5 protein-coding genes and 4 pseudogenes are annotated in these 12,834 nt (G+C 37.8%); 8 read left to right on the top strand and 1 reads right to left on the bottom strand.

Features of this window, described 5'->3' with window-relative positions; translation table 11 throughout:
- Positions 1 to 535 precede the first annotated feature (535 nt).
- The 4 genes and pseudogenes from HMPREF0518_RS00065 (at position 536) to HMPREF0518_RS10995 (ending at position 5,890) form a co-directional block, all read left to right on the top strand.
- A pseudogene (locus HMPREF0518_RS00065) lies at positions 536 to 1,657 on the top strand (SLAP domain-containing protein).
- Between the two features lie 167 nt (positions 1,658 to 1,824).
- Positions 1,825 to 2,682, top strand: coding sequence for an aldo/keto reductase (locus tag HMPREF0518_RS00060; protein ID WP_003628107.1), 858 nt, complete (start codon positions 1,825 to 1,827; stop codon positions 2,680 to 2,682).
- 338 nt (positions 2,683 to 3,020) lie between these two features.
- Positions 3,021 to 4,951, top strand: a pseudogene (locus HMPREF0518_RS00055) (GTP-binding protein).
- A gap of 119 nt (positions 4,952 to 5,070) precedes the next feature.
- Positions 5,071 to 5,890, top strand: a pseudogene (locus HMPREF0518_RS10995) (Cof-type HAD-IIB family hydrolase).
- Between the two features lie 70 nt (positions 5,891 to 5,960).
- On the opposite strand, the gene HMPREF0518_RS00045 reads toward HMPREF0518_RS10995, so the two are convergent.
- On the bottom strand, positions 5,961 to 6,974 hold the full coding sequence (locus tag HMPREF0518_RS00045) for a D-2-hydroxyacid dehydrogenase (RefSeq protein WP_003628108.1): 1,014 nt from the start codon (positions 6,972 to 6,974) through the stop codon (positions 5,961 to 5,963).
- Positions 6,975 to 7,100: 126 nt separating this feature from the next.
- On the opposite strand from HMPREF0518_RS00045, the gene HMPREF0518_RS00040 reads away from it, so the two are divergent.
- From HMPREF0518_RS00040 to HMPREF0518_RS00025, 4 genes and pseudogenes are all read left to right on the top strand, one after another.
- Positions 7,101 to 7,943, top strand: coding sequence for a fructosamine kinase family protein (locus tag HMPREF0518_RS00040; RefSeq protein ID WP_003624755.1), 843 nt, complete (start codon positions 7,101 to 7,103; stop codon positions 7,941 to 7,943).
- Positions 7,944 to 8,445: 502 nt separating this feature from the next.
- Positions 8,446 to 9,273, top strand: a complete 828-nt coding sequence (locus tag HMPREF0518_RS00035) for an exodeoxyribonuclease III (RefSeq protein ID WP_003624751.1) — start codon at positions 8,446 to 8,448, stop codon at positions 9,271 to 9,273.
- 116 nt (positions 9,274 to 9,389) lie between these two features.
- A pseudogene (locus tag HMPREF0518_RS00030) lies at positions 9,390 to 10,221 on the top strand (APC family permease); the annotation flags it as partial.
- Positions 10,222 to 10,290: 69 nt separating this feature from the next.
- Positions 10,291 to 12,834 (top strand): DEAD/DEAH box helicase (locus HMPREF0518_RS00025; protein WP_003624748.1); only part of this gene is annotated, 2,544 nt, incomplete at its 3' end.

Below are 12,834 nucleotides of genomic sequence, written 5' to 3'. Positions count from 1 at the left end.
TTCTATATGATGCTGATGTTATTAATAACGAACTTGATAAAGTTGCAGCTGGTAAGGGATATGTTGATTTACGTAATGTATCATTTGAAGATAGTTTTACAATCCCAGGATTAACCTTAATAAAGATGGAATTTTGAATTCGGTTCAGGGATATGACTTAGATAATCAAGGTAATATTTATATTTCTAGTCAAAAATCACCTGACCTTGAGAAAAAAAGTATTATCATAAGGAGATTTTAAAGATACCATATTATTCTCGTGATATTAATACTTCTAGTCAATGGCTAAGAGTAAATCTTAGTCATCCACAAATTATTGATATTCATAATTTGCACTCAGAGGTAGAGGGTATTCAGATTATTGGTGAAAACCACTGTTATCTAACGGTAGCATATCATGGTTGGAGTGGTGAGAAACCTAAAACCACTTTAAATATGATTTATGAAATTGAATGGGATTAACCTAAGTTTTATTGTTTAAAATTAGTATCAAGAAGATAGATTAAAGTATAGAAATTTTGAAAAGGATGATTAGATGAAACGTAAAATCATGCTAATTTCTACAGTTGCATTAATGACCGTAGTACCAATGATTGTTACATCAACTAATGAAGTTAGAGCTACAGTTAATTCAGCCAAAAAAACAGTAATGCATACTGCAATTGCTTATGATAGAGACGACAATAGTACAGGTCGGGAATACTATGCTTATGATGTAGTTACCGTTGATCCGAAAAAAGTAACTATAGATGGTAATCTATACTATAAGGTTTTTGGTAAGAACCAATATTTAAAAGCTACTAATATTGATGGTGTGACTAGACGGATTGCTCATAATGCTTATATTTACAGATCATCTAATCGCCGTACTTCATTCAATGGTAAATGGAAATTATACAGAGGCTAAACTGTAACTACTTATGGTGGTTCTTATAAGTTTAAGAATGGCAAGCGTTACTTCAGAGTAGGTGGACCACATAAGCAATATATTGAATCATATAATTTAGTTCCAGTAATTAATACTAATACAGCTGCTTCAACAGATAGTGGTGAAGAAACTACAGTGACTGTAAAGTATGCTTATAATGTAAATATCTATGATAATCAAGGCAGGGTAATAAAAAAGAATATACCTAAGGGAACTAAGTTTGTAGTTGATCGTCTTGAAAAAACTTCTTTTGCTGACCAGTTCATTCCTGAATGGGCCAGTGATGGTTTCTATAGAATTAAGGGGACGACCCATTGGCTTGTCGCTGTTCTTGTAAAAGTAGATAAAAAATTGCCTTTGCGAGATCCACAGAGGGAAGAAAATTTGAATAAATATGCTTATATTACTTTTTCTAAAGATACAAATGTTTACAATGCAGATGGAACAATCCAAAATCATAATGGTCAAAAGATTGTAAAGCAAATGGGGCAATTTAAAGTAGATAAATTGATGTATATTTGGGTTCCAAGTGAAAAGAAAGCTAATTTATTCTATCATTTGGTTGGAACTAAATTCTATGCTACTAATACGGGAACAAGTTTTTTCGATAAAATCGATGTAGGACATGATGCTTATGTCAAAGCTGCCGATGTGAAATTTGTTAATGGAGTACAATTAACTCCATTAAACACTGCTGCAGAAGCTCAAGTAGCTGCACAAAAAAAGTGAATATTGGATAAAGAAATTAATTTAGAGGGGAATCAAATTTAATTCGATTTGGTTCTCTTTTTCGATATAAACTTTGGTGGCAAACCTTTTTTCTCGCATAAATCACCTAATCTAGCTTACAATTAAGAAAAAATATTTTTAGTAGCTATGATAGAAAGATGAAAAATATGGAATTACATTCACTTACTGATACTTATACTTTAAATAATGGCGTGAAAATCCCGGTGATTGGCTTCGGAACTTGGCAAACTCCAAATGGCGAAGTTGCGCAGGAATCTGTCGAAGCTGCATTGAACGCGGGCTATCGCCACATTGATACCGCTACAGCTTATGGCAATGAAGAAAGCGTGGGCAAGGCCATTAAGAAGAGTGGCATTAATCGTCATGAATTATTTGTGACGACTAAATTGTGGAATGCCGACCACGGCTACGATAAGACTAAAAAGGCAATTGATACTAGCTTGGAAAAATTAGGTTTGGACTATCTTGATCTTTATTTAATTCACTGGCCTAACCCTGCAGCTATGCGAGACAATTGGGCAGAATTAAATGCCGAAAGCTGGCAAGCAATGGAAGAGGCAGTGAAAGCTGGTAAAATTCGCGCTATCGGTGTGTCCAACTTTAGAAAGCACCACCTGGATGAATTGATGAAGACGGCTGAGATTAAGCCGGTAGTTAATCAAAGTTACTTGAATCCGAGTGATTTGCAACCGGAAGTGACGGCCGCAAGCAAAGAATATGATTTGCTTAATGAGGCCTATAGTCCTCTTGGTACTGGTGGTTTGCTCGGTAACGAAACAGTTGGTGAAGTGGCCGCAAACTATGGCAAGTCTCCAGCGCAAGTTTTGATTCGCTGGTCGCTGCAGCACGGCTTTTTGCCATTGCCTAAGTCAGTTCATCCTAAGTACATTGCTGCTAATGCAGATGTCTTTGACTTTGAGATTAGTCCGGAAGACATGAAGAAGCTAGATGGTTTGCGTGGAGCAAGCAAGTTGGCTAATGATCCGGATAAGGTTGATTTTTAAAATAAAAAAATCATCGACTCTACAACTGCCGATGACTCTGGTCGCGTCTATTGATGATAATTACTTATCAAGCAGGCTATTCAGTTCATGAAGAACTAAATGAAGTTCATGCAATAGAACGCAAAGTAGGAAAATTGTCATGTCGTTCAATGTCTCTCACCTCCTATGGGTAAGTTGATTAGGCTACCCTGGAATGTGCATGAATGACATGCTTTTTGTTATAATACTTATAGGAAAATTGTTGTGTCCAATGATCATGGATGCATGCGATGTAAGACGATAACTTACATACGCGCGGTGGCTCTGCTTATGCAGAGCTTTTTTATTAGGGTGAAATAATGAAGAAAATTACAACGGGTATTGTGGCTCACGTTGACGCGGGTAAAACAACTTTATCTGAAGCTTTGCTTTATACGGCGGGTAATCTGCGCAACTTAGGCAGAGTGGATGATGGGGATGCATTTTTAGATACAGATCAGCTGGAGAAAAAGCGTGGCATCACGATCTTTTCTCACGAAGCCAAGTTGAAAACTGATAATCTGGAGCTGACTTTGCTAGATACTCCGGGGCACGTCGATTTTGGCCAGCAGACCGAGGAGACGCTCAGCGTCTTAGATTACGCTATCTTAGTGATCTCGATTGCGGATGGCGTGACCAGTTATGCGAGAACTTTGTGGCATTTGCTTGAGCGAAATAATGTCCCAGTATTTATTTTTGTGAATAAAACTGATGCAGTTCAGTTGGGGCAGATCGAGAAAAAGCGCTGGCCGATTTGCAAAAGAACTTGAGTGAAAACTGTGTAGATTTTACCCAAATTGATGATGATTTCTACGAGAACGTGGCAGTTTGCGATGATAAGCTGTTAGATAAATATTTGGATAATGGCGAAATTAGTCCTAGCGATGTTCAACAGGCAATTGCTGCTAGAAAAACTTTCCCAGTTTATTGCGGCTCCGCATTGAAACTAACTGGCATCAAAGAATTTCTAGCTGGTTTTGAACAATGGACAAGTGAGAAAAAATTTACTAAAGATTTTTCTGCTAGATGCTTTAAGATTTCGCATGATAAAAATGGTGAACGCTTAACTTGGATTAAGATTTTAGGTGGAAAACTGAAGGCAAAGACCGAATTAAACGACGAAAAGATTAACCAGATTCGTTCTTATAATGGTGAAAAATTTACTACGATTACTGAAGTGGAAGCCGGCGATGTTGTCGCTTTAACTGGTTTAACTAAAACGTATCCGGGTCAAGGATTTGGCGTGGGGGATGCAAAGAATGCAGTATTGAAGCCAGTTTTGACTTACAAAGTTGATTCTAAAGAAAATGACATTCACGCTTGTTTGGATGCACTGAAAGTCTTGGAAGATGAAAATCCGCAGCTGCATGTGACCTGGTCAGAACATTTGCAGGAAATTCACGTACAGGTAATGGGCAAGATCCAATTGCAATTTCTGCAGCAATTGTTGCAGGAGCGGTTTAATTTAGATATCGCATTTGAGCAGGGCAATATTTTATATAAGGAGACAATCACTAAATTAATTGAGGCAGTAGGCCACTTCGAACCTTTGCGGCACTATGCGGAAGTTCATTTACTTCTTGAACCAGGCGCAAGAAACAGTGGCCTTGTTTTTGCCAACAAATGCAGTCTAGAAGTTTTAACTAAAAATTGGCAGCACCAGATTATGACAGCTCTAGCTTCGAAGGAGCATCTGAGCGTTTTAACCGGTGCGCCAATTACAGATATGAAAATCACTTTGCTCGGCGGTAAAGGCAGTATTGTCCACTCCGTTGGTGGAGACTTTCGCGAGGCTACTTATCGTGCGGTACGACAAGGCTTAATGGAAGAAAAAATTCATGATCAGGTAGAACTGCTTGAGCCCTGGTATGATTTCCGTCTAGAAATAGGACAAGACCAAGTGGGCCGCGCCTTAAATGATATTCAGCGCATGAGTGGTAAATTTGCGACGCCGCAAAATATTGGCGAGCGTACGATCATTACAGGTTCTGCACCCGTTAGCGAGATGCAAGATTATGCGGCAGAAGTCCGCAGCTATACGCATGGTGAAGGTAATCTAGAATGCGTCGTTAAGGGCTATTTGCCGTGTCACAACGCTCAAGAAATTATTGCAGAGGAAAATTACGATCCAGTTTCTGATTTAGACAATACGCCAAACTCCGTCTTCTGTTCTCATGGGGCAGGACACACGGTAACCTGGGACAAGGTACATGAGACCGCGCATTACCCGTACACTTATCCGCTCAGCTAAAATATTGTACAAAGTGAAATATCTGATAAGCTGTGAAAGAAATTTCATTTTGCCTGTCAATTGCTGAAAGAAAATCGCTTCCATAGTAAGATGAAATCAGAATAGGAAGGTTGATTTTTATGACGACAATACCTTTTAAAGCCGTCGCGGTAGATATGGACGGTACTTTTTTAACTGAGAAAAAGACTTTTGATCATGAACTTTTTGGCAAGATTTTGAAAAAATTGCAGGCTAATCATATTCCTTTTATTTCTGCTACTGGCAATCAGCTGATCATATCACATGAATATTTTGACGAATTTACGACGGGCATCGATTACGTTTCTGAAAATGGCGCAATTCTAGAAGCTAACGGCAAGGTTTTTAAAAAGACAGCGCTGAACTATGATATTGCGCAAAAACTACTGCACTTTATTCAGACGGATTTCTCTGAAGCCATCATTATGGTTAGCGCGCAGCACCACTGCTACATCTTGAAGAGCATGGATCAGGCAGACAAAGACAATATTCGCATCTATTATCGTAAGGTAACAGAAATTGATCAATTTACGGATATTGATCCGAATGATTCGATTTTGAAGATTTGTCTAACTGACGATGATGAATTAGCGAAGGTAATCCAAGACCAATTCAATGCTAAATGGTGATTATATTCGTGGCACTAGCAGCGACAATATGACGATTGATTTGGTGCACAAGGGTATTAATAAGGCTAAAGGCGTTGCAGATATGCTTAAGCACTACGGTATCGCACAAAAAGATCTGATTGCTTTTGGCGATGGTGAAAATGATATCGGGATGCTTGAAGCTTGTGGCTATAGCTATGCGATGAAAAATGCCAATGAGAAGACCAAGGCTGTAGCAAAGTATGAAGCACCGTCGAATTATGATAATGGGGTGCTACAGGTTTTGGCTAAGTATTTGGATGTGGAATGCTAGCGGAAAATAATTGGACGCAAAAAAAGCTTGAGCAAAACGCCCAAGCTTTTAATTTGCTTTAATTATCTAATTAAAACTTGTTCTTGTTCAAAGCAACTGGAGAATCTGGCTTTTCGCCGTTGATTAACTTCAAGTTGTTGTTGAATGCCTTAACAACCATGTTACGTACAGCGTGAGTAGTGTAGAAGGCGGTGTGTGGAGTTACCAATACGTTTGGACGATCAATTAAGTCTGCCAAACGCTTGTCTGGGAATTCTTTACCTTCCCAATCCTTGTTAAATACACCAACTTCGTCTTCGTAAGTATCCATAACGAAGCCGAAGATCTTGCCTGAGTCCAAACCACGGATTACAGCGTCAGTGTCAACAAGTCGACCACGTGAGCAGTTTACAATTACAACGCCGTCTTTCATTTCAGCGATTGACTTGTCGTTGATCATGTGAACGTTAGCTGGAACATCTGGTACGTGAAGTGAAATTACATCAGCTTGCTTGTACAAGTCGTCAAGTGAGTCAACGTAGTAACCCTTCTTTTCAAGTTCTGGGTTCTTGAAGATATCGTAAGCAATAACCTTTGCGCCGAAACCTTCCATAATACGCATAAATACTTGACCAATGTGACCGGTACCAACAACACCGACAACTTGGTCACGAACTTCACGGCCGATAGTTGGTGCCCAACGTAAGTCACGTTTAGCCATCTTTTCGTCCATGCGCTTGTCTTGACGTAATACACGTGCAGCTTGAATAGCAGCATGTTCAGCAATAGCGTTTGGTGAGTAAACAGGAACATTGGTAATTTGGAAACCTAATTCCTTAGCCTTGTCCATATCAATGTTGTCAACACCAACGTTACGTAATGACATCTTAGTTACGCCAGCGTCTGCTAAAGCTTGAAGAGTATCTGCAGTGTAGTCTAATTGTTGGTAAACAACAACACCGTCAGCACCCTTAGCTAGCTTAGCAGTTTCAGGAGTCAAAAGCTTATCAGTGTAATCAACATCGATATCCTTGTGAGCTTCCTTCCATTCATTCAAGAATGGTTCTTCGTCTTTTCGAATAGCGTAAGCAAAAACCTTTGTCATAAATCCAACCTCCGTAAAATTTATTAGTATGACCATTCCTCATTATACGCTTCACTTTGCTCAACAAAACACAAAAGATCTAATTTTTTTGAGAAAAATCTATAATGAAAGAAGAGGTAAATAATTATGAATATAAATAAAAAGTGGCTTAGTCAATTGCCAATAGAAAAAATTATTTCGTGTGAAGCAGTGCACGGCGGCGACATGAATGAAGCATTTAGAATTAAAACTGCTGCTAAAACTTATTTCATGAAAGTGCAGCCAGGTAAGCCAAGTTTATTTTTTGATCATGAAAAAAGAGGACTAAATGAAATGGCTAAAGCTGGGGTAAATACTTTGCAAGTTTTAGCTAGTGGTCAGATTGAAGGGGATGCATATTTACTTTTAAACTGGCTAGACAGGACTAGCGGCAGCCAAGCTGATCTAGGAAAAATGGTCGCAAAAATGCATCAGTATCATCATGAACAGTTTGGTTTTGGCTATACTTATCGAACTCGAATTTTAAAAAAAGACAATCATTGGAATTCTAGTTGGGTAGATTTTTATGTTAATCAACGCTTGATGCCTGAAGTTGAATATGCCAAAAAAGTGGGTCGCTGGAATGATTATCGTGAAAAACATTTTCAAAAAATGGTGGCTGCTTTTAAAGATTATTACGCAAAAAATGAAGTTCAGCCTAGCTTGTGTCACGGTGACTTGTGGTGGGGCAACGTGATGTTTGCAAAAGAAAAGCCCTATCTAATTGATCCAGACGCCGTGTATGCAGATCGTGAATTTGATTTAGCAATGACGACGGTTTTTGGCGGCTTCAATGATGAATTTTATGCAGCCTACAATCGAGCATATCCCATAAAACCGGGTTTAGAACGGCGTCTTAACTGGTACCGCTTCTACTATCTTTGCATGCATTTAGATTTGTTTGGTGAAGAATATGGCAATAGCGTAGATCAAATTTTGAGCAATTTCTAAAGAATTTAGTAAGAGAAAAAAATAAATGGTGACACAATGTCAACTAGCTGATATTATATACTCATAACAAAAATACAACGCAACAAAAATACAACGCAACAAAAATACAACGCAACAAAAATAGAGATAAGTTGCAAGAAGGTAACAAATCTTCTAATTCCTTATTAATACATCCTATTGGACACATATTGATTCATACATTGGGTATTTTGGTTAACTGTCCCCTATGCAGTTGCTGAAAAAAGATTAATAAAAGTCCATTTCCTTTTTGCAAAAGTGAGGAATCCGGCTCCCCCTGCAATGTCTCTAGCGTTGAACGTTTTGTTAATCTTGATAAATCATTTTCGCAACATTAGTGATGAGTAGGGTAATGTAAAAAATCTCGTTATTCTCATTCAACACAACTACCTTAAAAGGATTAGTTTAGAAAAGTCATCTAAGCTAATCCTTTTTCTTTTTTTGGCTATAATTAGTCTTGAAATATTTTAAAAGGGGAAAAATAATGATTTTAATTTCATGGAATATCGATTCATTGAATGCGGCATTAACTGGAACTTCAGCTAGAGCAGAAGAAACGCGTGGAGTTTTAGATAAAATTCATGCTCTAAATCCAGACATTATTGCGATTCAAGAGACTAAGTTGCGTGCAACTGGACCAACTAAAAAGCATCAAACCATATTAGCTGAAAAGTTTCCTGAATACGACTATGTGTGGCGTTCATCTGAAGAACCTGCTAGAAAGGGTTATGCAGGCACAATGTACTTGTATAAGAAGGAATTAACGCCAGCAGTTTCTAAACCAGCAATTGGTGCGCCTGAACCAATGGATGAAGAGGGACGGATTATCACTTTAGAATTTGATAAATATTTTGTCACTCAAGTTTATACGCCAAATTCAGGCAACGGTTTGAAACGTTTAGCTGATCGTCAAGTTTGGGATCAAAAATATATTGAATATTTGAAAAAGTTAAATGAAAAAAAGCCAGTTTTAGCAAGTGGGGACTATAACTGTGCTCATACTGAAATCGACTTAAAGCATCCCGAAAATAATCATCATTCTGCCGGCTTTACTGATGAAGAAAGAGCAGATTTTACCAATTTACTTGATGCTGGCTTTACTGACACCTTTAGAAAAGTCAATGGCAACGTTGAAGGCGTTTATTCTTGGTGGGCTCAAAGAGTTAGAACCGCTAAAGCCAATAACTCAGGCTGGAGAATTGATTATTGGTTAGTAAGCAACCGAATTGCCGATAAAGTAGTTCGCTCAGAAATGATCGATACTGGCAAACGTGCAGATCATTGCCCAATTTTACTAGAAATAAATCTTTAAATTACCAAAAACACTAGTATAATGAGTTTTAAATTAAAATAGGGGTTGAAATTTTTTGAATAACGAAAAGGAAGATTGGGCTTTAGAGCAAGACCTAAAGTACAATCGTCTAACAGCACCATTTGAATGGCACTACGTTAGTTGCTTTTGTGCCATTTATGCTGGCCTTTTGTGGGGGAGAAGCTTCCGCACCACACGTTAAGAATCTAGATCATCCAAAATCTTATTCAAAAGTAATGCTGGCTTTGGCAGCAACTGCAATTTGTTTTGACTTTTTGGGAAGTATGGCAATTGGAATGACTGTTCCTAAAGGTGAAATTCAAAATAGTACAGGTTTCGTTTATACATATGGCAAACTGTTAACTTCTATTGGATTGCCAGGAGACTTATTGCAAAAAAATTGTTGGCGTAATGCTATCCTGCGGTATTATTGGCGAACTTGGCAACTGGATTGCCGGGCCTAACCAAGGGATGTATGAAGCTGCTAAAGAAGGCTACATGCCTAAGTTTTTCGCTAAAACAACTAAGCATGGCGTTCCAATTAGAATCATGATTTTACAGTCATCAATTGTTACTGTTTCAGCTTTGTTAATCACTTTTACTAGTGGCGCTGATGCTGACTTTGCGTTTAATGTTTCATTGGCCGCAACGACAGCACAATATCTAATGGTATATATGATCATGTTAATTGCATACATGGTTTTGAAGAAAAAGCATGAAGACTACCACCGCATGTATTACATGACTAAGAATCCTAACTTAAGTATTGCAATTGCAATTTTGGCTTTGGTGATCACGGTTGTAGCATTCTTCGTTACTTTTGTGCCTGCTCAAGGTACTGTAGCAGGATTGCGTGGAATCTATGTTGAGACTTTGATCGGCATGTGCGCAATCGTATCGATTTTGCCGCTGATTCTTTATCAATGGCATGAAAAATGGCAAAAATAATAAATTAAAAGCGTTCGTTTTAAAAGACGGATGCTTTTTTAGTAGAATTAGACCAAATGAGGTGAAAAAATGTCCAATGTAATGCGGGATGCAATCTTAAATGGTTTTTACGATGAAAAGATTTTAGGAAATAATTTTTTAGGTCCTAAGCTGTTAGCTAATGAACAAGATGAGAAAATATGGCTAACTTTGCGAGATGAATTATATCGCTGTCAAAGTTTTACCTGGGCGGTAGCTTTTATTACGCATGATATGCTGGTGCCGTTAAAAGTTGCTTTAGCTGATTTGGCAGCTAAAGGCGTTGGTGGCACAATAATTACTAGCAATTATTTAAACTTCAATAATCCGCGCGTATTTGAAGAGTTAGCTAAAATTCCTAATTTAAAAGTGAAAATTGCAGCTGAAGCTGGATTCCATGTTAAGGGCTATCTATTTGAACATGAAGATTATCAAACTCTTGTAATTGGTAGTGCTAATTTTACCCGTTCAGCTATGCTTAGCAATTATGAATGGGCGCTAAAGGTCAGTTCACGAGAGCAAGCCGATTTAACTAAACAATTAATGCAGAAAATTTCTGTATTGAAAGATAATAGTTTTGATCTTAGTGATCAATGGCTAGCTGATTATAAAAAGAATTGGCGGCCTGCACCGGTGCCGCATTTTACTAAAAATGAGAGTAAAATCGTGCCTAATAAAATGCAACAAGCAGCTATCAGAAACTTGCGTAGTCTAGTAGATAATGGTGAGAAAAGAGGCCTTGTTGTTTCAGCAACAGGTACGGGAAAAACGTATTTAGGCGCATTTGCGGTTAAAGAGTTTAATCCTAAAAGATTTTTATATGTTGTGCACCGCGAGCAAATTGCTAAAAAGTCGCTTGCAAGTTTTCAACGTGTAATTGGCGGGAAAAAGCAGGAATATGGTCTACTCAGCGGCAATAAGCATGATAAAAATAAAAAATATTTATTTGCGACGATTCAGACTTTATCTCAGCCGGATATGCTAAAAAGCTTTGATCTAAATGAATTTGATTATATTTTGATCGATGAGGCACACAGAGCGGCTGCACCAAGCTATCAAAAGATTCTTCAATATTTCAAGCCGCAATTTTTATTAGGGATGACGGCTACGCCTGAAAGAACTGATGAACAAAATGTTTATCAGATTTTTGATTATAATTTGGCATATGACATTCGGCTGCGGGATGCGCTACAAGATAAGATGCTGACGCCATTTCATTATGTCGGTGTGCAAGATTATGAAACTAATGGGCAAGCGATTGATGAGACAACAGATTTACGCTATTTGGTTTCGGAAGAGCGCGTAAATTATGTGCTAAAAGAAATCGATTATTATGGCTATTGCGGTGATCAAGCGAAGGGCCTCGTTTTTTGCAGCAGAAGAGAGGAAGCACATGAATTGGCTCGGCTTTTCTCAGAAAAAGGCCATCCTGCTGTTGCATTGACAAATGAAGATAGTGAAAAAGTGCGTAATAAAGTTGTCCAAAGACTAGTAGCTGGTGAAATTGAATATATTGTGGCAGTAGATTTATTTAACGAAGGAATCGATATTCCCGCTTTGAATCAGATTATTATGTTGCGTAATACTGAATCGAGTATCGTTTTTATCCAGCAATTGGGTCGAGGATTAAGAAAATATCCTGGCAAAGAATTTGTGACAGTCTTGGATTTTATTGGCAATTATAAAAATAATTACATGATTCCGATTGCTCTTAATCACGATACGAGTCGCGATAAAGATCAAGCTAAAAGAGAAGCTCGCCTGCCTCACTTTATTGATGTATCAACAATTAACTTTAATAAAGTTGCATCAGAAAAGATTTTAGCTTCGCTAGATCAAATAAAGCTAGATAATATGCGGGAATTGCGGCACAGTTATCAAAGCTTGAAGAATAAATTAGGGCGTATTCCCTTATTGCATGATTTTGCTCAATACGGTTCAGTTTCGCCAATGGTTTTTGCTAATAATCGCGGCCTTGATAATTACGCTTCATTTCTAATAAAAATGGGTGAAGCGGTAAAAATTAGTAATTATGAAAATGCAGTTTTGAGTTTTTTAACTAAGGAGCTTTTGAACGGCAAGCGCGCCCATGAACTAGTTTTGTTGCAAATGCTGCTAAAGCAAAAACAGGTCAATCAGGAAGACTTTGTCTTAGAATTGCGGAAAAAGAAAATCTATGTAAATGAAGCAGCTTTAAATTCAGTGGATGATATATTATCTCTTGATTTCTTTGATGTTAAACAAGGCAAGACCACCAAGAAGGCGCAATACGGTGATCAACCTGTAGTAGTTCATAGCAACTTGTTTGACTATGAATTAAATAAAGACTTACAAGATGCTTTAACTCAAAATAAATGGTTTGCTGGTTTATTTAAAGATGCAATTGAAACAGGTTTATTATTATGTACTGATTATGATCAGCAGAAGCAATTTACTTTATATAAGCAATATGATCGAAAAGATGCTTGCAGATTGCTGAATTGGCCTAGGGATGTTTCTGCACCGATGTATGGCTATCGAGTAGGCGACCATGATACGCCGATTTTTATTACTTATCGAAAAGATGATCAAGAAAAGCGCAATGCGTTATATCAC

This window comes from Lactobacillus helveticus DSM 20075 = CGMCC 1.1877 (assembly GCF_000160855.1).
Taxonomy (GTDB): domain Bacteria; phylum Bacillota; class Bacilli; order Lactobacillales; family Lactobacillaceae; genus Lactobacillus; species Lactobacillus helveticus.
The sequence above is the reverse complement of the archived record's forward strand: the minus strand, read 5'-3'. Positions and strand labels throughout refer to the sequence as shown.

What these genes read in the sequence shown, in the direction of transcription:
- HMPREF0518_RS00060 (WP_003628107.1), top strand. Translation starts at nt 1,825, where the DNA reads ATGGAATTACATTCACTTACTGATACTTATACTTTAAATAATGGCGTG.
- HMPREF0518_RS00045 (WP_003628108.1), bottom strand. Translation starts at nt 6,974, where the DNA reads ATGACAAAGGTTTTTGCTTACGCTATTCGAAAAGACGAAGAACCATTC.
- HMPREF0518_RS00040 (WP_003624755.1), top strand. Translation starts at nt 7,101, where the DNA reads ATGAATATAAATAAAAAGTGGCTTAGTCAATTGCCAATAGAAAAAATT.
- HMPREF0518_RS00035 (WP_003624751.1), top strand. Translation starts at nt 8,446, where the DNA reads ATGATTTTAATTTCATGGAATATCGATTCATTGAATGCGGCATTAACT.